General features: G+C 72.5%; 21 protein-coding genes and 1 tRNA gene. 9 read left to right on the forward strand and 13 right to left on the reverse strand.

The annotated features are described in order from the left end of the window. The first annotated feature begins 6 nt into the window (after positions 1-6). From cydB to ACFYWG_RS26530, 3 genes are all read left to right on the forward strand, one after another. Complete coding sequence (cydB, locus tag ACFYWG_RS26520; protein ID WP_383498950.1) at positions 7-1,011, forward strand: cytochrome d ubiquinol oxidase subunit II; 1,005 nt, start codon at positions 7-9, stop codon at positions 1,009-1,011. A gap of 12 nt (positions 1,012-1,023) precedes the next feature. Beyond that, on the forward strand, positions 1,024-4,515 hold the full coding sequence (gene cydD / locus ACFYWG_RS26525; RefSeq protein ID WP_389203918.1) for a thiol reductant ABC exporter subunit CydD: 3,492 nt from the start codon (positions 1,024-1,026) through the stop codon (positions 4,513-4,515). 120 nt (positions 4,516-4,635) lie between these two features. Continuing rightward, positions 4,636-5,718 (forward strand): peptidoglycan DD-metalloendopeptidase family protein, encoded by a 1,083-nt coding sequence (locus ACFYWG_RS26530; RefSeq protein ID WP_383498956.1) that lies wholly within the window; start codon positions 4,636-4,638, stop codon positions 5,716-5,718. An 89-nt stretch (positions 5,719-5,807) separates the two neighbouring features. On the opposite strand, the gene ACFYWG_RS26535 is transcribed toward ACFYWG_RS26530, so the two are convergent. From ACFYWG_RS26535 to ACFYWG_RS26550, 4 genes are all read right to left on the reverse strand, one after another. Continuing rightward, positions 5,808-6,695 (reverse strand): HAD-IIB family hydrolase, encoded by an 888-nt coding sequence (locus ACFYWG_RS26535; protein ID WP_389203919.1) that lies wholly within the window; start codon positions 6,693-6,695, stop codon positions 5,808-5,810. Between the two features lie 69 nt (positions 6,696-6,764). Beyond that, positions 6,765-7,667, reverse strand: a complete 903-nt coding sequence (locus ACFYWG_RS26540) for an LLM class flavin-dependent oxidoreductase (protein WP_385411546.1) — start codon at positions 7,665-7,667, stop codon at positions 6,765-6,767. A gap of 83 nt (positions 7,668-7,750) precedes the next feature. Next, positions 7,751-8,299 (reverse strand): RNA 2'-phosphotransferase, encoded by a 549-nt coding sequence (locus tag ACFYWG_RS26545; RefSeq protein WP_389203920.1) that lies wholly within the window; start codon positions 8,297-8,299, stop codon positions 7,751-7,753. A 144-nt stretch (positions 8,300-8,443) separates the two neighbouring features. After that, positions 8,444-10,201 (reverse strand): SDR family oxidoreductase, encoded by a 1,758-nt coding sequence (locus ACFYWG_RS26550; RefSeq protein WP_389203921.1) that lies wholly within the window; start codon positions 10,199-10,201, stop codon positions 8,444-8,446. 167 nt (positions 10,202-10,368) lie between these two features. Here ACFYWG_RS26550 and ACFYWG_RS26555 point away from each other — a divergent pair, with 167 nt between their 5' ends. The 6 genes from ACFYWG_RS26555 (at position 10,369) to ACFYWG_RS26580 (ending at position 14,580) form a co-directional block, all read left to right on the forward strand. Beyond that, a complete protein-coding gene (locus tag ACFYWG_RS26555) occupies positions 10,369-11,337 on the forward strand; it encodes an ABC transporter ATP-binding protein (protein ID WP_383499174.1) in 969 nt (322 codons plus the stop codon). Beyond that, positions 11,327-12,244 (forward strand): ABC transporter permease, encoded by a 918-nt coding sequence (locus tag ACFYWG_RS26560; RefSeq protein WP_376325785.1) that lies wholly within the window; start codon positions 11,327-11,329, stop codon positions 12,242-12,244. The genes ACFYWG_RS26555 and ACFYWG_RS26560 overlap by 11 nt, the downstream gene beginning before the upstream one ends. After that, a complete protein-coding gene (locus tag ACFYWG_RS26565; protein ID WP_376325787.1) occupies positions 12,241-13,152 on the forward strand; it encodes an ABC transporter ATP-binding protein in 912 nt (303 codons plus the stop codon). The genes ACFYWG_RS26560 and ACFYWG_RS26565 overlap by 4 nt, the downstream gene beginning before the upstream one ends. Positions 13,153-13,161: 9 nt before the next feature. Further along, entirely contained in the window at positions 13,162-13,881 is a 720-nt protein-coding gene (locus ACFYWG_RS26570; RefSeq protein ID WP_376325789.1) for an ABC transporter permease subunit, read from the forward strand. Positions 13,882-13,978: 97 nt separating this feature from the next. Further along, a complete protein-coding gene (locus tag ACFYWG_RS26575; protein ID WP_389203922.1) occupies positions 13,979-14,224 on the forward strand; it encodes a hypothetical protein in 246 nt (81 codons plus the stop codon). 269 nt (positions 14,225-14,493) lie between these two features. Continuing rightward, a tRNA-Ser gene (locus ACFYWG_RS26580) sits at positions 14,494-14,580 on the forward strand. A 134-nt stretch (positions 14,581-14,714) separates the two neighbouring features. Here the strand turns inward: ACFYWG_RS26580 and ACFYWG_RS26585 are convergent. From ACFYWG_RS26585 to ACFYWG_RS26625, 9 genes are all read right to left on the reverse strand, one after another. Next, positions 14,715-15,518, reverse strand: a complete 804-nt coding sequence (locus ACFYWG_RS26585) for an HAD family hydrolase (RefSeq protein WP_385411535.1) — start codon at positions 15,516-15,518, stop codon at positions 14,715-14,717. Next, positions 15,515-16,792 (reverse strand): serine--tRNA ligase, encoded by a 1,278-nt coding sequence (serS, locus tag ACFYWG_RS26590; RefSeq protein ID WP_389203923.1) that lies wholly within the window; start codon positions 16,790-16,792, stop codon positions 15,515-15,517. Before serS ends, ACFYWG_RS26585 begins: the two co-directional genes overlap by 4 nt. Positions 16,793-17,356: 564 nt before the next feature. Further along, entirely contained in the window at positions 17,357-18,289 is a 933-nt protein-coding gene (gene pheA, locus ACFYWG_RS26595; RefSeq protein WP_383498979.1) for a prephenate dehydratase, read from the reverse strand. Between the two features lie 61 nt (positions 18,290-18,350). Beyond that, positions 18,351-19,640 carry an iron uptake transporter deferrochelatase/peroxidase subunit gene (gene efeB, locus ACFYWG_RS26600; RefSeq protein ID WP_389203924.1) on the reverse strand — a complete coding sequence of 430 codons (1,290 nt, stop codon included), beginning with the start codon at positions 19,638-19,640 and terminating at the stop codon, positions 18,351-18,353. A 6-nt stretch (positions 19,641-19,646) separates the two neighbouring features. Continuing rightward, positions 19,647-21,734 carry a copper resistance protein CopC gene (locus tag ACFYWG_RS26605; protein WP_389203925.1) on the reverse strand — a complete coding sequence of 696 codons (2,088 nt, stop codon included), beginning with the start codon at positions 21,732-21,734 and terminating at the stop codon, positions 19,647-19,649. 13 nt (positions 21,735-21,747) lie between these two features. Next, a complete protein-coding gene (locus tag ACFYWG_RS26610; RefSeq protein WP_385411529.1) occupies positions 21,748-22,215 on the reverse strand; it encodes a copper chaperone PCu(A)C in 468 nt (155 codons plus the stop codon). Then, positions 22,212-22,865 carry an SCO family protein gene (locus tag ACFYWG_RS26615; protein WP_383498991.1) on the reverse strand — a complete coding sequence of 218 codons (654 nt, stop codon included), beginning with the start codon at positions 22,863-22,865 and terminating at the stop codon, positions 22,212-22,214. Before ACFYWG_RS26615 ends, ACFYWG_RS26610 begins: the two co-directional genes overlap by 4 nt. 95 nt (positions 22,866-22,960) lie before the next feature. Next, a complete protein-coding gene (locus tag ACFYWG_RS26620) occupies positions 22,961-23,701 on the reverse strand; it encodes a YcnI family protein (protein ID WP_383498994.1) in 741 nt (246 codons plus the stop codon). 148 nt (positions 23,702-23,849) lie between these two features. Continuing rightward, positions 23,850-24,671, reverse strand: coding sequence for a hypothetical protein (locus tag ACFYWG_RS26625; RefSeq protein ID WP_389203926.1), 822 nt, complete (start codon positions 24,669-24,671; stop codon positions 23,850-23,852). Positions 24,672-24,709 lie beyond the last annotated feature (38 nt).

Below are 24,709 nucleotides of genomic sequence, written 5' to 3' on the forward strand. Positions count from 1 at the left end.
ACAGTCATGGAACTGCACGACGTCTGGTTCGTCCTGATCGCTGTCCTGTGGACCGGCTACTTCTTCCTGGAGGGCTTCGACTTCGGGGTCGGTGTGCTCACACGGCTGCTCGCCCGCAACCGGCCCGAGAAGCGCGTGCTGATCAACACCATCGGACCCGTCTGGGACGGCAACGAGGTGTGGCTGCTCTCGGCGGGCGGCGCGACGTTCGCCGCCTTCCCCGAGTGGTACGCCACGCTGTTCTCCGGTTTCTACCTGCCCCTGCTGCTGATCCTGGTCTGCCTGATCGTCCGGGGCGTGGCCTTCGAGTACCGGGTGAAGCGGCCCGAGGAGAACTGGCAGCGCAACTGGGAGACGGCGATCTTCTGGACCTCGCTCCTCCCGGCCTTCCTGTGGGGCGTGGCCTTCGGCAACATCGTGCGGGGCGTGAAGATCGACCGGGACTTCAACTACGCCGGGGGGCTCCTGGACCTGCTCAACCCCTACGCGCTGCTGGGCGGTCTGGTCACGCTGGCGCTGTTCACCTTCCACGGGACCGTGTTCGTCGGCCTCAAGACCGTGGGGGAGATCCGGGAGCGGGCGCGGACGCTGGCGCTGCGGGTCGGTGCGGTCACGGCCGTGCTGGCGCTGGTCTTCCTGCTGTGGACACAGGCCGATCGCGGTGACGGGGCGTCGCTGGTCGCGCTGGTCGCGGCCGTGGCGGCACTGGTCGCGGCGCTGGGTGCCGCGCGTGCCGGGCGTGAGGGCTGGGCGTTCGCGCTGTCGGGCATCACCATCGTCGCCACGGTGGCGATGCTGTTCCTGACGCTGTTCCCGAACGTCATGCCCTCCACGCTGAACCCGGACTGGAGCCTGACGGTCACCAACGCCTCGTCCAGCCCCTACACGCTGAAGATCATGACCTGGTGCGCCGGGGTCGCCACCCCGGTGGTCCTGCTCTACCAGGGCTGGACGTACTGGGTCTTCCGCAAGCGGATCGGCACGCAGCACATCGCCGATCCCGTGCACTGAGGTGTGTTTCACGTGAAACCGATCGATCCGCGTCTGCTCCGGTACGCCCGTGCCACCCGGGTGTTCCTGGTGGCCGTCATCGCCCTCGGCGCGCTGGGGGCGGGGCTGGTCATCGCCCAGGCCATGCTCATCGCCGAAGTGGTGGTCGGCGCGTTCCAGCACCGCATGGCGGTGTCCGACCTCGCCACTCCCCTGGTGCTGCTGGCCGCGGTGGCGGCCGGGCGGGCACTGGTCGGCTGGCTGACGGAACTCGCCGCCCACCGGGCGAGTGCCGCCGTGAAGTCGGAGCTGCGGGGGCGGCTGCTGGAGCGGTCGACCTCCCTGGGACCGGGCTGGCTGGGCGGGCAGCGGACCGGTTCGCTGGTCGCCCTGGCCACCCGGGGTGTCGACGCCCTGGACGACTACTTCTCGCGGTACCTGCCGCAACTGGGCCTCGCGGTGGTCGTGCCGGTGGCCGTGCTGGCGCGGATCGTCACCGAGGACTGGGTCTCCGCCGCGATCATCGTGGGGACGCTGCCGCTCATCCCGGTCTTCATGGTGCTGATCGGCTGGGCCACCCAGTCCCGGATGGACCGTCAATGGCGGCTGCTGTCGCGGCTGTCGGGGCACTTCCTCGACGTCGTCGCCGGACTGCCCACGCTGAAGGTCTTCGGCCGGGCCAAGGCACAGGCCGAGTCGATCCGCCGGATCACCGGCGAGTACCGGCGGGCGACCATGCGGACGCTGCGGATCGCCTTCATCTCCTCCTTCGCGCTCGAACTCCTCGCGACGATCTCCGTCGCGCTGGTCGCCGTGACGATCGGCATGCGTCTCGTGCACGGCGAGATGGACCTCTACATCGGCCTGGTCATCCTGATCCTGGCGCCCGAGGCGTATCTCCCGCTGCGGCAGGTCGGCGCGCAGTACCACGCGGCCGCTGAGGGGCTGGCGGCTGCCGAGGAGATCTTCGAGGTCCTGGAGACGCCTTCGCCGGCGACGGGTTCCGCGAGCGTGCCCGAGGGCGGCACGCTGTCCTTCGAGGACGTGACCGTCCGGTACCCGGGCCGCTCCGCGGACGCCGTCTCACGCGTCTGCTTCACCGTCGAGCCCGGGGAGACCGTCGCGCTGGTCGGACCCAGCGGTGCGGGCAAGTCGACCCTGCTGGACGCGCTCCTGGGGTTCGTCCGGCCCGCCGGGGGACGGGTCACGGTCGGCGGAACCGACCTCGCGGACGCCGACCTGGAGCAGTGGCGCTCCCAGATCGCCTGGGTCCCGCAGCGGCCGCACCTGTACGCCGGGACGATCGCCGAGAACGTGCGGCTCGCGCGGCCCGACGCGGACGACGACGCCGTACGGCGGGCGCTGCGGGACGCCGGGGCGCTGGAGTTCGTCAGCGCGCTGCCCGAGGGGGCCGGCACGGTGCTCGGGGAAGGCGGGGCCGGACTGTCCGCCGGACAGCGGCAGCGGCTGGCCCTGGCGCGGGCGTTCCTCGCGGACCGGCCCGTGCTGCTGCTCGACGAGCCGACCGCGGCGCTCGACGGGGCCACCGAGGCCGAGGTCGTGTCGGCGGTGCGGCGGTTGGCGGCCGGGCGGACGGTGCTGCTCGTGGTGCACCGGCCCGCGCTGCTGGAGGTGGCGGACCGGGTGGTGCGCCTGGGGGAGCCGGAGACGGCCGCCGTGCCCGCGGTTCGCCCCGCTCTCAGGCAGGGCGGGACGGCTGTGGTCGACGGCGCGCAGCCGCCCGCTGCCCCGGACACGTCCGTCCGGCCCGCGTCGGGCGGGGTCCTCGCCCGGGTCCGTGCCATGTCCGGGGCCCGGCGCGGCCGGCTGGGGCTCGCGCTGCTGCTCGGCTCGCTCGCGCTGGGCAGCGCCGTCGGGCTCATGGCCACGTCGGGATGGCTGATCTCGCGGGCGTCGCAGCAGCCGCCCGTGCTGTATCTGATGATGGCCGTGACGGCGACGCGCGCGTTCGGCATCGGGCGGGCCGTGTTCCGGTACGCCGAGCGGCTGGTGTCGCACGACGCCGTGCTGCGGATGCTGGCGGACACCAGGGTCGCGGTGTTCCGCAGGCTGGAACGGCTGGCGCCGGCCGGGCTGTACCGCCTCCGCCGGGGCGACCTGCTCTCCCGGCTGGTCGCCGACGTGGACGCGTTGCAGGACTACTGGCTGCGCTGGCTGCTGCCGGCCGGGGCGGCGCTCGTCGTCTCGGCCGTGTCCGTCGGCTTCACGGCGTGGCTGCTGCCCGAGGCCGGGGCGGTGCTCGCGGCCGGGCTGCTCGCCGCGGGTGTGGGCGTGCCGCTGGTCACCGGGGCGGTCGCCCGGCGGGCCGAGCACCGGCTGGCCCCGGCCCGTGGGGTGCTCGCCACGCGGGTGACCGACCTGCTGACCGGTACCGCCGAGCTCACCGTCGCAGGCGCCCTCCCGGCGCGGCTCGGCCGGGCGCGCGAGGCCGACCGGACGCTGACGCGGATCGCCTCGCGCGCCGCCACCGCCACGGCCCTCGGAGACGGGCTCACCGCGCTGGTGTCGGGCCTGACCGTCACGGCGGCCGCCCTGGCCGGTGTGCAGGCGGTCGCGGCCGGACGGCTGGACGGCGTGGCCCTGGCCGTGGTCGTCCTCACCCCGCTGGCCGCCTTCGAGGCCGTGCTCGGGCTGCCGCTCGCCGTGCAGTACCGGCAGCGGGTCCACCGCAGCGCCGAGCGGGTCCACGAGGTCCTGGACGCCCCGGACCCCGTGCGGGAACCGGAGCAGCCCGGGCAGGCGCCCGCATCCCCCTTCCCGGTCGTCGTCAGGGGACTGGTGGCACGGCACGCGGGCCAGGACCGGGACGCCGTCGACGGGGTGGACCTGACCCTGGAGGAAGGCCGCCGGATCGCTGTGGTCGGGCCCTCCGGTTCGGGCAAGACGACCCTGGCGCAGGTGCTGCTGCGGTTCCTCGACGCGCGGGCCGGCGCGTACATGCTGGCGGGTGCCGACGCTTACGGCCTGGCCGGGGACGACGTGCGGGCGATGGTCGGGCTGTGCGCACAGGACGCGCACCTCTTCGACAGCTCGCTGCGCGAGAACCTGCTGCTCGCCAGGAGGGACGCCGACGAGGAGGACCTGCGCGCGGTACTGGCGCGGGTCCGGCTGCTGGACTGGGCCGGCTCCCTGCCGGACGGGCTCGACACGCTGGTCGGTGAGCACGGGGCGCGGCTGTCGGGTGGGCAGCGGCAGCGGCTGGCGCTCGCGCGGGCCCTGCTCGCGGACTTCCCCGTCCTGGTGCTGGACGAGCCGGCCGAGCACCTCGACCTGCCGACCGCCGACGCGCTCACGGCCGACCTGCTGGCGGCCACCGAGGGCCGTACGACGCTGCTCATCACGCACCGGCTAGCCGGACTGGACGCCGTGGACGAGGTCATCGTGCTCGACGCGGGACAGGTCGTGCAGCGCGGCACGTACGCCGAACTCATGGCCGTGGAGGGTCCGTTGCGGAGGATGGCGGAGCGGGAGGCGGCGGTGGAGTCGCTCGTCGCCGTGGGGTAGCTCCCTCGCACCGTCGAAGGGGCTCCCGGCGGGCCCGTCCTGGGCCGTTCGGGGCAGCCGGTCCCCCGGCCGTACGACGAGAACAGGACCGGGCGGCCGGCGCGGGTCACGATCGCTGACATGCGCTCATATCGCCGCCATCGCCTGCTGGTTCCGGTCCTGCTGTGCGGGCTGGCCGTCCTCGCGGCCCGGCCCGGCTCGGCCGACGAGGAGTACGGCACCGGCCCCGGCATCGGCACCGGCGGTGCGGAATCGGCCTCGGGCGGGCTCAGCGCCGAGGTGGTCCGGCTGTACGAGGAAGCCGCTTTCGCGACCCGGCAGTACGAGACGGGACGCGCCGAGGCCGAGGAGCAGCGGGCCAAGGCCCGCCGGGCGGAGGCACTGCTGGACGCCCAGCGGCAGCACATCGCGGCGCTGCACGAGGACCTGGGCCGGATCGCCCGGGCCCAGTACCGGGGCAGCGGAGGGCTGCCCGTGGCCGCGCAGATGATCCTCGCCGACAGCCCGGACGCCCTGATGCGCGGTCAGCACGCCTTCTCCCAGGCGGACCTGGCCCTGAACAACGCCATCGACAAGAGCAGCCGCGCCGAGGCACGACTCGCGGCGGACGAGGCCAGGGCGGCGGCACTGTGGGAGAGGCTGGAGAAGCGCAATGCCCAGCTCGCCGCCCTCAAAGCGGGCATCGAGGAGAAGCTCGCGTCGGCCCGCGAGCAGCTCCAGGGGCAGGCGGACGCCGCCGTCGCCGCGGGGTCCTGCCCGGGAGCGGTCCGGCTCGACCAGCCGGCGACGGGCTTCACCAGCGCCTGGGTCGCGCCCGTCGAGACGTACGAGCTGTCCGCGTCCTACGGCAGCGGTGGGGCGCGGTGGTCGAACCGGCACACCGGGCAGGACTTCGCCGTCCCGATCGGGACGCCCGTGCGGGCCGTGGGTGCGGGCCGGGTGGTGAGCGTGTCCTGCGGCGGGGCCTTCGGCATCCAGGTCGTGCTGAAGCACGCGGGCGGCTACTACACGCAGTACGCCCACCTCTCGGCCGTCGCCGTCGACCAGGGCGAGCTGGTCGAACCCGGCCAGTGGATCGGGCAGTCCGGCACCACCGGCAACTCCACGGGCCCCCACCTGCACTTCGAGGCCCGGGTCACACCCGAGACGGGCTCGGCGGTGAACCCGGTCTCCTGGCTGGACGCCCGCGGCGTGTCACTGTGACCCGCAGGGGGGCGTCCGCCGGAGCACGCGCACGGCTCCGGGACGCCTCTGGCCCGCCCGCCCGGGCCGCCGCGCGGCTGCTGTGTCGGCTACAGCCGTTCGGCCAGCAGGCGCTCGATCACGACCGCGACGCCGTCCTCGTTGTTCGCGACCGTGCGGCCGGAGGCGGCGGCGACCACATCCGGGTGGGCGTTGCCCATCGCGTAGGACCGGCCGGCCCAGGTCAGCATCTCCACGTCGTTCGGCATGTCGCCGAAGGCGACGACCTCCTCGTGGGAGATGCCGCGCTCGGCGCAGCACAGGGCGAGCGTGCTGGCCTTGGACACCTCGGGGCCGCTGATCTCCAGCAGGGCGCTGGGGCTGGAGCGGGTGACGTTGGCGCGGTCGCCGATGGCGAGGCGGGCCAGGGTCAGAAAGGCGTCGGGGTCGATCTCGGGGTGGTAGGCCAGGATCTTCAGCACCGGCTCGGCGGCGGCGCGGTGGTCCGCCGAGAGCAGCTCCTCCGCGGGGGCGAGGCTGTCCGGTATCTCCATGTGCAGCTTCGGATAGGCCGGCTCCTGGTAGAAGCCGTAGGTCTGCTCTACCGCGTAGACCGTGCCGGGCGCGGCGTCGCGCAGCAGCCGGACGGCGTCCAGGGCGTTGTCCCGGGCCAGCTCGCGGACCTTCACGAAGCGGTGGGCGCCGGGGCCGCCGTGCAGGTCGACCACGGCGGCGCCGTTCCCGCAGATCGCCAGGCCGTGGCCGTGCACGTGCTCGCTGACGACGTCCATCCAGCGGGCCGGGCGGCCGGTGACGAAGAAGACCTCGATGCCCGCCTCCTCGGCGGCGGCCAGGGCCGCGACCGTACGCGGGGAGACCGACTTGTCGTCGCGCAGCAGGGTGCCGTCGAGGTCGGTGGCGATCAGTCGCGGCGGGACGGTCTCGGCCGCGATCTCGGGCTGTCGGGTCGCTGAAGTCACCCGGCCATTGTCCCGCATATGCCTGCACGGACGGGCGGGTGCGTGCACAGGTGAGTGGATACCGCTCCCACCAGGAGTCCTTCCGGCTCAGCGCAACTGCGCCGGTGCCTCCATCGCGATCTCCTCGAAGACCTTGTCCTCCGCCGCGAACTGCGAGTCGGGGATCGGCCAGTGGATCACGAGCTCCGTGAAGCCCAGCTCCGCGTGCCGGCCGGCGAAGTCGACGAAGGCGTCCAGGGACTGCAGCGGGCCCTGGCGGTCCGGGGTGAACCCGGTGAGCAGGATCTTGTCGAGGCCGCTCACGTCCCGGCCGGTCTCGGCGCAGATGTCGGTCAGCTTCTCGACCTGCCCGCGAATGGCCTGAAGCGACTGCTCGGGAGTGCCGTTCTCGAACAGCTTGGGGTCGCCCGTCGTCACCCAGGCCTGCCCGTGCCGGGCGGCGAGCCGCAGCCCGCGCGGACCGGTCGCGGCCACCGCGAACGGCAGCCGGGGGCGCTGCACGCAGCCGGGAATGTTCCGCGCCTCGTGGGCCGAGTAGAAGTCGCCCTCGTACGACACGGCGGCCTCGTTGAGCAGCCGGTCGAGCAGCGGGACGAACTCGGCGAAGCGGTCGGCGCGCTCGCGCGGCGTCCAGGGCTCCTGGCCGAGGGCGGTGGCGTCGAAGCCGGAGCCGCCCGCGCCGATCCCCAGGGTGATCCGCCCTCCGGAGATGTCGTCGAGGGAGATCAGCTCCTTGGCGAGGGTGACCGGATGCCGGAAGTTCGGGGAGGTCACCAGGGTGCCCAGCCGCATCCGGTCGGTGACGGCCGCGGCGGCGGTGAGGGTCGGCAGGGCACCGAACCAGGGCCCGTCCCGGAAGGTGCGCCAGGACAGGTGGTCATAGGTGTAGGCGGCGTGGAAGCCGAGCTGCTCCGCCCGGGTCCAGGCCGCACCGCCGCCTTCGTGCCAGCGGCGGTAGGGGAGGATCACGGTGCTCAGACGCAGACTCATGCCGTCGAGCCTAAAGGAGACGGGCGGGGCAGCCATGTTTCACGTGAAACAGGCACCTGCCGTGCCGGACCGCGCACAGTCCGTCAACGGGATCCCGGGTACCGGAGATAACCCGGCGGCACCGCCTCGGTCAGCCACACGCCGTTCTCGCTCACCCGGAAGACGTGCCCGTCGCGGTGCATGGCGGCCGCGTCCACGCCCAGCACGACAGGCTGCCCACGGCGGGCGCCCACACGGGTGGCCGTCTCGCGGTCGGGCGACAGGTGGACGGCGTGCCGGTTCATCGGCCGGAGCCCTTCGGCCCGGATCGCCTCCAGGTTGCGGGCGACGGTGCCGTGGTAGAGGTGGGCGGGCGGGGTCGCCGAGGGCAGTCCGAGGTCGACCTCGACGCTGTGCCCCTGGCTGGCGCGGATCCGGCTGCCCTCCACGGCGAAGCGCCGCTTGTCGTTGGTGGCCACGACCTGATCCAACTCGTCCCGGCTGAACCGGAAGCCGTGTGCGGCGGCCGCGGCGATCAGGGTGTCGATCTCCACCCAGCCGGCATCGTCGAGTGTGAGACCGATGCGCTCGGGCTGGTGGCGCAGGTGCTTGGAGAGGTACTTCGACACCTTCACGGTGCGTCTTTCGTCCATCCCCCCAGGGTGCTGCAAGAGACGTGAATCACGCGATCGAGTTTCACACTTCGGGTTTGGTCCACAGCCAAGGGGTGTTATCCACAGGAAGAAGGGGTTCCACTGTGGACAACTGGCGTGGCCCGTGCGGACGTTGGCCGCTTCTCACACAGGCGGCTTGATCCGGGCGATGCCGCGCAGCAGTCCCGGGGCGACCCGCGAGAGCAGCCGGGCGACCCGCGCCTCCGGCGTCACCGGCGCCACGGCCAGGTCGCGTGCCACCGCCCGCAGGATCGCGCGGGCCACCTTCTCCGGGGGATAGTTGCGCAGTCCGTACAGGCGGGCCGCGCGCTGCTGGAGCCGCTGCTCCTCCCGGGCGTCGACCCCGGCGAAGTGCGCCGTGGACGTGATGGACGTGTTGACGAAACCGGGGCAGACCGCCGTCACGCCGATCCCCTGCCCGGCGAGTTCCGCCCGCAGGCACTCGCTCAGCATGAGCACGGCCGCCTTCGAGGTGCTGTACGCGGGAAGCGCGCGGGAGGGCTGGTAGGCGGCGGCCGACGCCACGTTCACGATGTGGCCGCCCTGCCCGCGCTCGGCCATCCGCCGCCCGAAGACCCGGCACCCGTGGATGACACCCCACAGGTTGACGTCGAGGACCTTCCTCCAGTCCTCCGGCGTGGTGTCGAAGAAGGAACCGGACAGTCCGATCCCGGCGTTGTTCACCAGCACGTCCACCACACCGTGGTCGGCGTCGACCTTCTCGGCGAGCTTCTCCATGGCCTGCTCGTCCGAGACGTCGGCCGTCTCCGCCCAGGCTCCGGCCGCGCCCGCCAGGCGGGCCGACTCGGCCGTGCGGAGGGCCGCCTGTGCGTTCCGGTCGACCGCCACCACCCGCGCTCCCGCTGCGGCGAACGCGAGCGCCGTGGCGCGCCCGATGCCGCTGCCCGCACCGGTGACCAGGACGAGCTGCCCCGCGAAGCGCTCGGCGTGCTCCCCGCTCGCCGGCGCCGGTGAGCGCCCCGCCTCGACGGAGGTCGCGAACTCCCCGATCCACGCGGCGAGCTGCTCCGGACGGGTCCGCGGGAGCCAGTGCCCCGCCTGCACGGTGCGGCGCGTCAGCCGCGGAACCCACTGCTCCAGGTCATCGTTGAGCCGCTCCGAGAGGAACCGGTCCTCCAGCGGTGTCACGAGCTGCACGGGCGCGTGGGCGTGGGCGTCGGGGCGGGGAACCCGCAGCCGGGACCGGACGTTGTCCCGGTACAGCCAGGCGCCGTGCGCCGCGTCCGAGGGCAGGGAGGGCCGCGGGTAGTCGCCCACGGGCACCTTCTCGACGCGCTCCAGGACCTTCGGCCAGCGCCTGCCGAGCGGACCGCGCCAGGCCAGCTCCGGCAGCAGGGGCGTCTGCAGCAGGTAGACGTACCAGGACCGGGCGCCCTGCCCGAGCAGCTGGCCGATCCGGCGCGGGGTGGGCCGTTGCAGGCGCCTGCCGATCCAGTGGCCGAAGTGATCGAGGGAGGGACCGGAGATCGACGTGAACGAGGCGATGCGCCCCTCCGTGCGCCGCACGGTGGTGAACTCCCAGGCCTGCACCGACCCCCAGTCGTGCCCGACCAGATGCACCGGCCGATCGGGGCTCACCGCGTCCGCGACGGCGAGGAAGTCGTCCGTCAGCTTCTCCAGCGTGAATCCTCCCCGCAGCGGCCGCGGCGCCGTCGACCGGCCGTGGCCGCGGACGTCGTACGCCACCACGTGGAAGTCGCCGGCGAGCCGTGCGGCGACCTCCGACCACACCTCCTTGGTGTCGGGGTAGCCGTGCACCAGGACGACCGTGGGCCGCCCCGGGTCCCCCAGCTCGGCCACGCACAGTTCGACTCCGCCGGTCCGCACCCTGCGCTCGCGCGCGCCCCTGAGCAACGTCATCCGGCGAATCTGGCAGTTGTTAGAGAGTTCGTCAATAGGACCTCCCGGGCCCCGCTACCCCTGGAGAACCAGGTCCCCTAAGGGCCCCTAATACTCCAGGCTGACCCAAGACAGACCTGCGGAGTGACGACCGCCACGCGCACGGCCCCTACCGTCGAAGCGTGACTGTGATCGCGACCGAAAGCCTGAGCAAGCGGTTCCCCCGGGTGACCGCGCTTGACCGGCTCTCCGTGGACGTCGGGCCCGGTGTGACCGGACTCGTCGGAGCCAACGGGGCCGGCAAGTCCACACTGATCAAGATCCTGCTGGGTCTGTCCCCCGCCACGGAGGGCCGCGCCGAGGTGCTCGGCCTCGACGTCGCCACCCAGGGCGCCGCCATCCGCGAACGCGTCGGGTACATGCCCGAGCACGACTGCCTGCCGCCGGACGTCTCGGCCACCGAGTTCGTCGTCCACATGGCGCGCATGTCCGGCCTGCCGCCCACGGCCGCGCGCGAGCGCACCGCCGACACCCTGCGCCACGTCGGCCTGTACGAGGAGCGCTACCGCCCCATCGGCGGCTACTCCACCGGCATGAAGCAGCGCGTGAAGCTCGCGCAGGCCCTGGTGCACGATCCGCAGCTGGTGTTCCTGGACGAGCCGACCAACGGCCTCGACCCGGTCGGCCGCGACGAGATGCTCGGCCTGATCCGCCGGATCCACACCGACTTCGGCATCTCGGTGCTGGTCACCTCGCACCTGCTGGGCGAACTGGAGCGCACCTGCGACCACGTCGTCGTGGTGGACGGCGGCAAGCTCCTGCGCTCCAGCTCCACCCGGGACTTCACCCAGACCACGACCACCCTGGCCATCGAGGTCACCGACACCGACGAGCACCCGGACGGCACCCGCGCGGTCCGTGAGGCGCTGCACGCGCGCGGGGTGAGCGTCGAGGACGGCAGCGGCCTGCCGGGCGCCGGCCACATCCTGTTGCTCACCGCGCAGGGCGAGGAGACGTACGACCTGGTCAGGGACGTGATCGCCGATCTCGGACTGGGCCTGGTGCGCATGGAGCAGCGCCGGCACCACATCTCCGAGGTCTTCACGACCGGCGACCGGAACGAGCAGCGGAAGGAGGCGGTCGGCCATGGCGGTTGAGCACTCCACGGGGGCGTCCACCCCGGCACCGGGTGACCAGACCCGCATCCACAACATCGGCTACCGCAGCTACGACGGGCCGCGCCTCGGCCGCGCCTACGCCCGCCGCTCGCTGTACTCGCAGTCCCTGCGCGGCTCCTACGGCCTCGGCCGCTCGGTGAAGTCCAAGGTGCTGCCCATGCTGCTGTTCGTGGTGATGTGCGTGCCCGCGGCCATCATGGTCGCCGTCGCGGTCGCCACCAAGGCCAAGGAACTGCCGCTGGACTACACGCGCTACGCGATCGTCATGCAGGCGGTCATCAGCCTGTACGTCGCCTCGCAGGCACCCCAGTCGGTCTCGCGCGACCTGCGCTTCAGGACCGTACCGCTGTACTTCTCGCGGCCCATCGAGACCGCCGACTACGTCCGCGCCAAGTTCGCGGCCCTGGCCTCGGCGCTGTTCATCCTGACCGCCGCCCCGCTGCTGGTGCTGTACGTGGGTGCGCTGCTGGCCAAGCTCGATTTCGCCGACCAGACCAAGGGATTCGGACAGGGACTGGTGTCCGTGGCACTGCTCTCACTGCTCTTCGCCGGCATCGGCCTGGTCATCGCGTCCTTCACGCCGCGCCGCGGCTTCGGCATCGCGGCGGTGATCGCCGTGCTGACCATCACCTACGGCGCCGTCTCCACCCTCCAGGCCATCGCCGACGCGCAGGGCAGCAGCGACGCCGTGCCGTGGATCGGGCTCTTCTCGCCGATCACTCTGATCGACGGTGTGCAGTCCGCGTTCCTCGGCGCGACCTCCGCCTTCCCCGGCGGGGTGGGCCCGAGCACCGGCGAGGGCGCCGTCTTCCTGCTCGTCGCCCTCGGCCTGATCGCGGCGAGCCATGCCCTCCTGATGCGCCGCTACAAGAAGGTGGGACTGTGACCACGCTCAGCATCGACCACGTCTCCCGCTGGTTCGGCAACGTGGTCGCCGTCAACGACATCACCATGACCATCGGCCCCGGCGTCACGGGCCTGCTCGGTCCCAACGGCGCCGGGAAGTCCACCCTCATCAACATGATGGGCGGCTTCCTCGCCCCCTCCACCGGCACGGTCACCCTCGACGGGAAGCCGGTCTGGCGCAACGAGGAGATCTACAAGCACATCGGCGTCGTCCCCGAGCGCGAGGCCATGTACGACTTCCTCACCGGCAAGGAGTTCGTCCTCGCCAACGCGGAACTGCACGGGCTGGGCGCCAAGGCGGCCCAGAAGGCCCTGGCCACCGTGGAGATGGAGTACGCGCAGGACCGCAAGATCCAGACGTACTCCAAAGGCATGCGCCAGCGCGTGAAGATGGCGAGCGCCCTCGTCCACGACCCCTCGCTGCTGCTGCTCGACGAGCCCTTCAACGGCATGGACCCGCGTCAGCGCATGCAGCTGATGGACCTGCTGCGGCGCATGGGCGACGAGGGCCGCACGGTGCTGTTCTCGTCCCACATCCTCGAAGAGGTCGAACAGCTCGCCTGGCACATCGAGGTCGTCGTCGCCGGCCGGCACGCCGCCAGCGGCGACTTCCGCAAGATCCGCCGCCTGATGACCGACCGGCCGCACCGCTACCTGGTGCGCTCCAGCGACGACCGCGCCCTCGCGGCCGCGCTCATCGCCGACCCGTCGACGTCCGGCATCGAGGTCGACCACGCCGAGGGCGCCCTGCGCATCCAGGCCGTCGACTTCGGCCGCTTCACCGCGCTGCTGCCCAAGGTCGCCAGGGACCACGGCATCCGGCTGCTCACGGTCTCGCCGTCCGACGAGTCCCTCGAGTCCGTCTTCTCGTACCTGGTCGCGGCGTAGGAGGCCCTGATGTACGACCCCACAGTCGCCCGGCTCACCTACCGGGCCCTGCTCGGCCGGCGCCGGGCCCTCATCCTGGGCGCCTTGCCGCTGCTGCTGATCGTGATCGCCGTGGCGGTGCGCGCTCTGGCCGGAGCGGACGACCAGACCGCGGCCGACCTGCTGGGCGGGCTCGCGCTCGCCACGATGGTGCCGATCATCGGCGTCATCGCGGGCACCGGAGCGATCGGCCCGGAGATCGACGACGGCTCGGTGGTGTACCTGCTGTCCAAGCCGATCAAGCGGCCGACGATCATCTTCACCAAACTGATCGTGGCCGTCGCGGTGACCATGGTGTTCTCCGCGGTGCCGACACTCGTCGCCGGGTTCATCCTGAACGGCAACGGCCAGCAGGTCGCGGTCGCCTACACGGTGGCGGCGCTGGTCGCGTCCATCGCCTACGCGGCCCTGTTCCTGCTGCTGGGCACGGTCTCCCGGCACGCGGTGGTGTTCGGCCTTGTCTACGCCCTGGTCTGGGAGGCCCTCTTCGGCTCCCTGGTGCCGGGGGCGCGCACGCTCAGCGTCCAGCAGTGGTCGCTGGCCGTCGCCCAGAAGGTGTCCGGCGGGGACCTGGTCTCCTCCGACGTCGGCCTGACCACGGCGACGGTGCTGCTGGTGGCCGTCACCGTGCTGGCCACCTGGTACGCGGGCCAGAAGCTGCGCTCCCTCACCCTCGCCGGCGAGGAGTGACGTGCCCGTGCCTTGACGGGGGCCTCACCCCCGTCGAGGCACACTGACGGACGCGCGGCGGGGAAGCACGGGAGTTCTGACGGCCGGGGAGGCGGAGATGGCGGGAAAGAGGGACGAACAGGACGAGAAGGACGAGAGCGTCGGCATCGACCACATCGACGACGTCGTGCTGGACGAGGACTTCGTCCGTGCCGCCGGGGCCTCCGAGCCCTCGGCCCGGGCCCGGATGCTCGCCGCGCGCTGGCGCCGCGAGGAACCGGAGCCCCAGCCCTGGCGCTCCGACGAGCCGCCCGCGGGCTGGTTCTTCAGCAAGGTCCGCCGGCGGAGGTGGCGCCGGCGCTGAGCCGGGCGACCGCCGGTTTATTCAGTGGCGCCCGATTCGCCCGGCGGGCACAGTGGTCGTGTCCCCGCCGGGCGAGATGCCCGGCGTCGTGGTCCGGGAGAGGAGCGGGACGATGCCCATGCACGGCAGTACGTCCAGCTCCCTTCAGGGCAGCCCGCGGCCGGTTCCGGAGTAGGCACCACCCCTCCGTGGAGCCCGCACCGCACGGGGAGCTGCCCGGGGCGGCCGCTTCGAGCACGCGATCCGCACGTCGCGTGGGCCGCCCACCCGGAGGATTGGCCGAGTGGGAAGGCACTGGCTCGCTGAGCCATGGTCGGGCCGGAAGGCCCGCGCACGTTCGATCCGTGCATCCTCCGCCGAACGCACCGAACGCACCGAACGCACCGAACGCACCGAACGCACCGAACGCACCGAACGCGCCGAACGCGCCGAACGCACCCAGAGCATGCAACGCGGCGACCGGCCGCGCGCCTCGCGCCCGGCCCGGTGCTCAGCCCAGCATCCGCTCCAGCACCACCGCGATGCCGTCCTCGTCGTTGGAGGACGTCACCTCGTCGGCGACCGCCTTGAGGTCGTCGTGGGCGTCCGCCATCGCGACGCCGTAGGCGGCCCACCCGAACATCGGTATGTCGTTGGGCATGTCGCCGAAGGCGATCGTGTCGGCCGCCTTCACCCCGAGCCGGCGGGCCGCCAGCGACAGCCCGGTCGCCTTGGACAGCCCGAGCGGCAGGAGCTCGACGATCCCCTCGCCCGCCACGACGACGGTGACGAAGCCGCCGGCCGTACGCGTGGCGACCTCGCACAGTTCGTCGTCCGAGAGCGTCGGGTGCTGGATGTACAGCTTGTTCAGGGGCGCGCTCCACAGATCGGAGGCGTCCGTGAACGGCGTGGCCGGCAGGGTGCCCTGCACCGCGTAGCCGGGCCCGACCAGCACCTCGCCGTCCAGGCCGTCGCGGCTCGCCGCGATGTGCAGCGGGCCGACCTCCGCCTCGATCTTGGCGAGCGCCACCCCGGCGAGCTGCCGGTCCAGCGTGACCGACGTCAGCAGGCGGTGCGCGCCGGCGTCGTAGACCTGCGCGCCCTGGCCGCAGACGGCCAGCCCCTGGTAGCCGAGGTCGTCGAGGATGTGCCGGGTCCAGGGGACCGCGCGGCCGGTGACGACGATGTGCGCGGCGCCCGCCGCGGTGGCGGCGGCGAGCGCGTCACGGGTACGCCGGGAGACCGAGTCGTCGGAGCGCAGCAGCGTCCCGTCGAGGTCGGTCGCGACCAGCCTGTACGGAAGGGCGGTGGTCACTTCGCCACCGGCTCCAGGACCTCCCGGCCGCCGAGGTACGGGCGCAGCACCTCCGGGACGCGCACCGAACCGTCGGCCTGCTGGTGGTTCTCCAGGAGCGCCACGATCGTGCGCGGGACGGCGCAGAGCGTGCCGTTGAGCGTGGCCAGCGGCTTGACCTGCTTGCCGTCACGGACGCGGATCGACAGCCGGCGGGACTGGAACTCGGTGCAGTCCGAGGTGGAGGTCAGCTCGCGGTACTTGCCCTGCGTCGGGATCCACGCCTCGCAGTCGAACTTGCGGGCGGCCGAGGCACCGAGGTCGGCGCTCGCCACGTCGATCACGCGGTACGGCAGCTCCAGCGAGGTCAGCCACTGCTTCTCCCACTCCAGCAGGCGCTGGTGCTCGGCCTGGGAGTCCTCGGGGGAGACGTAGGAGAACATCTCGACCTTGTCGAACTGGTGCACGCGGAAGATGCCCCGGGTGTCCTTGCCGTGCGAACCGGCCTCGCGGCGGAAGCAGGGCGAGAAGCCCGCGTAGCGCAGGGGGAGGCGGTCGGCGTCGAGGATCTCGTCCATGTGGTACGCCGCGAGCGGCACCTCGGAGGTGCCGACCAGGTAGAGGTCGTCGTCGGCGAGGTGGTACACGTCCTGGGCCGCCTGGCCGAGGAAGCCCGTGCCCGCCATGGACTGGGGGCGGACCAGGGCCGGGGTCAGCATCGGGGTGAAGCCGGCCGCGGTGGCCTGCGCGATCGCCGCGTTCACCAGGGCGAGCTCCAGCAGGGCGCCGACGCCCGTCAGGAAGTAGAAGCGCGAGCCGGAGACCTTGGCGCCGCGCTCGACGTCGATCGCGCCGAGGATCTGCCCGAGCTGCAGGTGGTCCTTGGGCTCGAAGCCCTCGGCGGCGAAGTCGCGGATCGTGCCGTGCGTCTCCAGGGTGACGAAGTCCTCCTCGCCGCCCACCGGCACGTCCGGGTGGACGAGGTTGCCGAGGCGGAGGAGGAGTTCCTGGGTCTCGGCGGCTGCCGCGTCCCGGTCGGCGTCGGCGGCCTTGACGTCCGCGGCCAGCTGACCTGCCTTCTTCAGCAGTTCGGCCTTCTCGTCCCCGCTCGCCTTGGGGATGAGCTTGCCGAGCGCCTTCTGCTCGGCGCGCAGCTCGTCGAAGCGGACGCCGGACGACCTGCGCCGCTCGTCGGCAGACAGGAGGGAGTCGACGAGCGCGACGTCCTCTCCACGGGCACGCTGCGACGCGCGCACACGGTCGGGGTCCTCACGGAGCAGGCGAAGGTCAATCACGCGCCCAAGGCTACCGGTGTGGGGTGACCACCTACGACTCACTATGCAGCGCGCCCTTTACGACCGGTTATGGACGATTTGCGCGGCGTGTCAATATGGGCGGCGCCGCCCCCCGGAACGAGGCAACCCGCACCCGCCGTATTGACTCGATTTCCTTGCGGGGAACGGGACTTGGGGCCTGGTTGTCCACAGCGGTCCACGCGGTCGGAAAAGTTATCCACAGGGTGTGTGCAAGATCTGTGGACTTCGGAATGGATCACTCCGCAAGCGCGCGCCCCTCCGGGAAATGCCCAAGACAAACCCTCCCTACCCTCACTTTCGGGTGGAAAGAGGTCACCTCGAAGAGTGACGCATGGGGAAACGGTGGACGAAGGGTGACCTGCCCGGCGATGACCGCATCGAGGGCTCGGAGGGCGATTTGTCGACTGACGCACAGATCGTTGTCGACTTGTCCCCAGGTCGAGAAGCGGACCTGTGGATAACTTCTGTGGACAACGACGGTCTGCAGGTACGACCGGAACCTGGAACAGGACGAGCGGAACCTGGAACAGGTACGACCGGAACCTAGAAGCGGCCGTCCTGGCAGCGCGCCACCCAGTCGGCCGCCGCTCCGAACTCGTCGTCCGAGGTGCCCGGCCGCGGTGGGTGCAGGTCTCCCGGGCGCACGTCCGCACGCGGGTAGGAGCCGAGGTAGCGCACCTGCAGGCAGATGCGCTTCAGGCCCATCAGCGCCTCGGCGACCCGGCGGTCGGAGATGTGCCCCTCGGCGTCGATGCAGAAGCAGTAGTTGCCGATGCCCGCACCGGTGGGCCGGGACTGGAGCAGCATCAGGTTGATGCCGCGGGTGGCGAACTCGCCCAGCAGGTCGCGCAGGCCGCCGGGGTGGTCGTCGCGCTGCCACAGCACGACGGAGGTCTTGTCCGCGCCGGTCGGTGCCGCGGGCCGGGCGGGACGGCCGACCAGCACGAACCGCGTCTGGGCGTTCTCGGCGTCGTGGATGCCGGTCTCCAGGGCTTCCAGGCCGTAGCGGGCGGCCGCGAACTCACCGGCGAAGGCGGCGTCGTACTGACCCTCCTGGACCAGCCGGGCGGCGTCGGCGTTGGAGGCGGCCGATTCCCAGTGGGCGTCCGGCAGGTGCTTGCGCAGCCAGTTGCGCACCTGGGGCTGGGCGGCCGGGTGCGCGGAGACCGTCTTGATGTCCGTCAGCCCGGTGCCCGGACGGACGAGCAGCGCGAAGGTGATGGACAGCAGCACCTCGCGGTAGATCATCAGCGGGGCGCCGGCGACCAGCTCGTCGAGGGTGGTGGTGATGCCGCCCTCGACCGAGTTCTCGATGGGCACGAACGCGGCCTCGGCCTCGCCGGCCCGCACCGCGTCGAGCGCGGACTGGACGGACACGTACGGGATGAGCTCCCGGGTGGCGGCCTCGGGAAGCGTGCGCAGGGCGACTTCGGTGAAGGTGCCCTCGGGGCCGAGATACGCATAGCTCGCTGGCATGACCTCACCCTAATGGGCCCGCGGAAGCGCCTTCTCCCCGAACGAGCAGTCCGTCCGGCCCTCACCCCTCCAGCAGCCGCTGCCCCACGTACTCGCCTTCCGCGGCGCCGCCCGGCACCGCGAACAGCCCGCTCGACTCGTGCCGGACGAACTGCGACAGGGCGTCGCCCCGGTCGAGCTTGCGCTGCACCGGCACGAAGCCGCGCAGGGGATCGGCCTGCCAGCAGATGAAGAGCAGGCCCGCGTCGGGCGTCCCGTCGGGATCGATGCCGTCGTGGAAGGAGAACGGGCGGCGCAGCATGGCGGCACCGCCGTTCTGGTCGGGCCGGGTGATCCGGGCGTGGGCGTTGATCGGCACCACGAGATTGCCCTGGTCGTCGGTCTTCTCCAGGTCCATCGCGGTCGTCTCGGTCCCCCCGGACAGCGCCGCCCCGTCGGACTTGCGGCGCCCGATGACGTCCTCCTGGGCCTTCAGCGAGAGCTTCTCCCAGTCGTCGAGGAGCATCCGGATCCGGCGGACGACGGCGTAGGAGCCGTTCGCCATCCAGGCGGGATCACCCGTTTCGGGGACGAAGATCCGCCGGTCGAAGTCGGGTTCGTCCGGCTTCGGGTTCCGCGTGCCGTCGACCTGGCCCATCAGGTTGCGGGCCGTCATGGGGTGGGCGGTGGCGCCGGGCGAGCGGTTGAAGCCGTTCATCTGCCAGCGCACCTTGGCGGCCCGGCCCGCGTCCTTCTGGATCGCGCGCAGGGCGTGGAAGGCGACCAGCGCGTCATTCGCGCCGATCTGCACCCACAGGTCGCCGTTGCTGCGGTTCTTGTCGAGGCGGTCGGAGGAGAACTCGGGCAGCGGGTCCAGGGCGACGGGCCGCTGCTCCGCCAGTCCGGTCCGCGCGAAGAAGCTGTGCCCGAACCCGAAGGTGACCGTCAGCGAGGACGGGCCCGCGTCGCGGGCCACATCCGTGTCGCCCTCCGCGCTCGGCTCGCCCGCCATCAGCCGCCGGGCCGTCTCCGACCAGCGGCGCAGCAGGGCCGCGGCCTCCTTGCGGCCCGCGCCCGCGGCCAGGTCGAAGGCGACGAGGTGGCCGCGGGCCTGCAGTCCGTCGGTGATGCCGGGCTGATGTTTCCCGTGAAACATCGCCCGGCCGGTGCCGAGCGCGGTGAGGGGTGCGGCCGCTTCGGACGGGGCGGCGGCGTAGCCCACGCCGGCGCCCGCGGTGCCGAGCACGAGCCCGGTGGCACCGGCGGTGCCGAGCAGACGCCGCCGGGAGATGCCCTCACCGGCCGGGGCCGCCGCGTTCTCCCCCGGTGCGGTGCCGGGAGTGCGGGCCTGCGGGATGGAGTGGTCAGCCATGCTGGTTCAGCCGATCTGCGCGTTCTTGGTGACGGTCACCTCGTCGATGTCGGAGGTCCGCACGGTCACGTCGACCTGCCAGTCGCCGGCCATGGGGATCTGTACTCCGTTCGCCGACCAGTGTCCGGTAGCGATGTGGTCCGGGACGACGGGCAGCGGCCCGATGTCCTTGGCCTTGAGGGTGAAGTCGACCTTGACCTCGGGGATGTCGAACGCCCGGCCGTTGGGCCGCTCCACGTAGACGTGCATCTCGTTGTCGCCCACGCGTGCGGGGTCGAGGTCGATCGTGACGACGCCCTTGCCGTCCTCGCCGCCGGTGTCGAACGGCATGTTCAGGGTGAGCGCCCCGGCCGAGCCGTCCTCGGCGGAGGCGGCCGCGGAGGACTGCGTGGCCGCCTTGGCCTCCTCCTCCGTGCGTCCCGGCTCGGTCTGCGTCAGCACGGTGGTCACGGCGAGCAGGACGACGGCGACGCCGGCCTCGGCCAGCACGGAGCGGCGCAGGCCGAAGCGGTTCGGGTCGGCGTCCCGGATCTTCTTCTGCCGGGCGGTGTCCCGCGCGGCCCGCTGCCGGGCGAGCTGGGCGGCCCGCTCGGCGTCGGCGGGCGCGGAGCCGCCCGCGTCCCCGGAATCCGGGGCGCCGACGGTGTCCCCGGCGCGGGAGTCCGTCGCGTCGGCGGACTCCGAGGCGTCAGCGGTGTCCGAGGCACCGGCGGAGTCCGCGTGCTCGCCGGCGACCGAGGCGCCCTCGGTGGCCGGCTCCTTGTTCCGGCCGGCCGAGCCGTCCGCGGCCGCCGAGACCTCCGGACCCGCGCCCACCCGCACCGTCTCTCGCTCTCGCGTATCCGGAGAGGCCGGCACCGCCTGCGCCAGCCGGCCCGTCCACCGACGGGAGATCCACGCGACCCCGACGAGCACCACGACGAGCGCGATCTTGGCCAGCAGGAGCTGGCCGTACCGGGTGCCGGTGAAGGCCGTCCAGGAGCCGAGCTGGCGCCACGACTGGTAGGTGCCGGTGGCGATCAGGGCCAGCACGCTGCCGAACGCCAGCCGGGAGAACCGGTGGACGGGCCGGGCGTCGACGGGTGTGCCGGCGGGCGCCCGGTACAAAGCGACCAGCAGCGCGCCCAGGCCACCGAGCCAGGCAGCGGCGGCCAGCAGGTGCAGCACGTCCACCGGCATGGAGATCCCTGCCTGCAGCCCGACCGAGGCGTGCTCGGACATCGCCCAGCTCGCCGCGAGCCCGGCCGCCACGACGGCACCGCCGATCGAGAGCCCGAAGGTGAGGTCCCGCCGCTCCTGCGGGTCCTCCCGCTTGTCGTACGCCCCGAACAGCACGGCGATGAACAGCGCCGCCGCGGCGAGCAGCAGCAGCCGGGAGACCAGGGCCGCGCCGGTCTTGGTCTGGAGCACCTGCCCGAGCAGGGAGAGGTCGAAGACGTCGGCGACCTTCCCGGAGCCGGTGAAGGACCCGCGCAGGAGCAGCAGGGCCAGGGTCGCCGCGGTGAGGGCGACCCACCCGGAGACGACGAAACGCTGCACCGGCCGCACCCCGGAGCCGCGCGGCCAGCAGGCCAGCACGAAGGCGGCACCGCCCGCCATCACGAGGAACCCGGCGTAGGACACGTACCGGCCGAAGCCGTAGAGCCAGCCCACCACCCCGTCGTCGGTGGTCTGCCCGGAGACGGACACGGACGTCTTGGAGGGGGCGCCGATGGAGAAGGTGTAGGCGCCCGCGACGGGGTGGCTGTCGGCCGACACGACCTGGTACGCCACGGTGTAGGTGCCGTCGGGCAGGCCCGAGTGCAGCCGCACGGCGTACGTGGTGCCGCCGACGTCGGACGGCTCGCCCGTGTCGACGCGCTTGCCCTCGGGATCGAGGACGCGCAGCGAGTCGTCGGACACCGCGACCTGCTCGGAGAAGGTGAGCGAGATCCGGGCGGGGGCCTGGTCGACCACCGCCCCCTGCCCGGGGTCGCTGCCGGTCACCGCGGCGTGCGCGGAGGCCGGCCCGGCCCCGGCGAGCAGGGCGCAGACGGCGGCCAGGAGCAGCAGCACCAGGATCCGGACGCGGCGGGGGGCGATGGTCTGCGTCACAGGGGTCCCTCCCTCAGTGTCCGGTCTTCGGGGTGTAGGTCGCGGGCTTCACCGGCATCCGCACCGTGACGGGTGCGGAACGGGCGAAACGCAGTTCGACGGAGACCGTCTGGCCTTCCTTCGGCTTGCGCTTCAACTGCTCGAACATCAGGTGGTCGCCTCCGCTGCGCAGCTCCAGCCGGCCGCCCGCGGGGATCTCCAGGCTCTCGACCTCCCGCATCGCCCCGTCGACGGTCCGGTGCACGGTGACCCGGCCGATGTCGCTGGTGACCCCGGTCAGTTCGTCGTCGGCGCCGCCCTCGTTGGTGACGGTGAGGAAGCCGGCCGCCATGTCGCCGGACATCGGCTGCGGGATGTAGGCCGACCCCACGGAGAGGTCCGCCTTTCCGGAGCCGGAGTCGGAGCCGGACTCGCCGCCGCCGCAGCCGGCCAGCGCGAGCGCCCCGGCTATGGCGAGGGCCGCCGGACCGGTACGCCTCACGGCTTCGCCCCCTCGACGAGGGCGGGAAGGTCCTTGGTGTAGTCGTCGACGGTGGCGTCCTCGCCGTAGAGCACGTAACCGCTGTCGGTCTTCGGCGAGAACGCGATGACCTGGGTGCCGTGTTCCGAGACGAGCTTGCCGTTCTTGTCCTTGCGCGTCGGCTCGATGCTGATGCCCAGGGTGCGCGCGCCGGCCTGGATGGTGGAGAAGTCACCGGTGAGGCCGACGAAGGACGGGTCGATGCCCTTCAGCCAGGTGCCGAGTTCGGCCGAGGTGTCGCGCTGCGGGTCGGTGGTGACGAACACCACGCGCAGCTCGTCCTGTTCGGCCTTGGGCAGCTGCTTCTTGGCGACGGCGATGTTGTTCATCGTCAGCGGGCACACGTCGGGGCAGTGGGTGTAGCCGAAGTAGATCAGCGTGGGCTTGCCCGCGGTCTCCTCGCGGAGGTCGTACTTCTTGCCCTGCGTGTCGGTCAGGACCAGGTCCGGCTTCTCGAAGGGCTTGTCGAGGACGGTGGCGGCCCTCTTGGTGCCGGCCTCCTCGGAGACCACGGACACGGGCTTGCCGTTGTCGTCGCCGCTGCCGCACGCGGTCAGGGTCAGGGAAGCGGCGGCGAACAGGGCGGCCGCGGCGAAGGTTGTGGTGCGCATAGAAAAATGTCCCAGATGTCGGTGTCCCGGCACGCACCGGGGGTGCCCCCGCGGGTGGGGGGCGGTGCCCCGGTGCGTGCCGTACGGAAGCAGCCTCAGGCGGTGGTGCGCCGGCGCCCGGCGAGCACGCCGTAGGCGACGCCGGCGGCGCCGACCACGATGCCCACGATGCCGAGGACGCGGGCGGTGGTGTCGGTGCCGTCGGAGGAGCCGGAGTCGGCGGCGGTGTGGGCGGAGGCCTTCTCGGCCGTCTCCTTGCCGGAGTCCGACCCGGCCGACGAGCCGTGGTGCCCGTCCTCGGCGGCGGCGGACAGTTCCAGCACCGGAGCCGGGTTGTCGGGCTCCTCCTTGCCCTCCTGCGGCACCTCGATCCAGCGGACGACCTCCTTGTTGGAGTACGTCTGCAGGGCCTTGAAGGCGAGGGTGTCGGTGTCCTCGGGCAGCTGGCCCAGGGAGACGGGGAACTTCTGGAAGTACCCGGGCTGGATGCCCTTGCCCTCGGCGGTCCAGGTGACCTTGGAGACGGCCTCGGAGATCTTCTCGCCGTGCAGCTCCAGCGGCTTGTCGAGCTTGGACTTGGTGACCTCGACCTTCCAGCCCGGGACCGGCTGCGGCATGACGGAGGCCAGCGGGTGGTCGGTCGGGAAGTTGACCTCGAGCTTGGTGGTCGAGGCGTCGTCGCGCTCGTTGGGGACCTTGAAGTCCACCACCGCGTAGCCGCCCTTGGCGGCCGTGCCCTCGGGCTGCACGGTGACGTGCGCGAAGGCGGGGGCGGACAGGGCGAGAACGGTGACACCGGCGGCGGCACCGGCCGCGGCGATACGGGAAACCTTCATGGAAGGAAGCACTCCGCTGTGAGAGTCGGTACGACTGTGGAAGAGGGATACGCGCACGCGCGCGTGCCGCACGACGGCGGCAGCCTCTCCGGGCCGTCCGGTGCACGCGGGTGCGCGGGAGCGGAGCAGTGGAGGGGTGGTCGCGTCGTCAGGCGGCCAGGGCGAGTGCGGACAGGGAAGCCGCACCGGCCGGCGGGCCACGCCGGATCACCGAGTGCTGCAGGGCGAGCGCACCCGGCATCGACGCGGCGGGCCGCTCGGTGTGCACCGGGCGGAGGCCGGCCTCGGGGGCGCCCGGAAGACCGGCGCGCAGGGCGCGCACCAGGGCGAGCGCACCTCGCAGCGAGCGCATCAGCGCCCCTTCGGCGACGCCCTGCGCCGACAGTTCGGTCAGCCGCAGCAGCGCCAGGTCGCCGCGGCGCAGCAGCCACCCGGACGCGAGGGCCGCGAGGACGTGGCCGAGCAGCATCGGCAGGGACGGCCACAGTGAGGCCGACGACCCGGACGCGACCTCCCCGGCCAGGTGCGTGTGCGTACCGGCGACCGGGTCGATCCGGGCGTCGGTGAGGATCTTCTGCGCCTGGGCCGGGCTGATCGCCGCGGCCGTCGTGCCGCAGACGAGGCGTGCCGCCTGCTCCACCAGTGCCGCATCGCTCCCACCCGCCGGGGCGGAGGCCGTGACGGCGGCCGTACCGTGCTGGCCGAGGCCGAACAGGGTGTGCAGCACCGTCTGACCGGTCGCGAGCAGGGCCGCTACCGCCGCCAGCGAGCGCACCCGCCCGGCGAACGGAACCGCCACGAGGGCCACTCCGAGGAATCCGGCGCCCAGCGTCCACAGCGGGACCCCGTCGCAGGAGGCGAGCGTGTGACCTGCCCCGGCCAGCACGACGCAGACCGCGGCGAACACCGCGGCCCGCAGGATCCGGAGCGGATCTCCGGAGCGTTTCACGCGCGCGTGGGGGGCAGTCATGGCGGGCTCATCATCGCACTGGCCCCGTGGGCCCCGTA

The organism is Streptomyces sp. NPDC003456 (genome assembly GCF_042878735.1).
Lineage (GTDB): Bacteria > Actinomycetota > Actinomycetes > Streptomycetales > Streptomycetaceae > Streptomyces.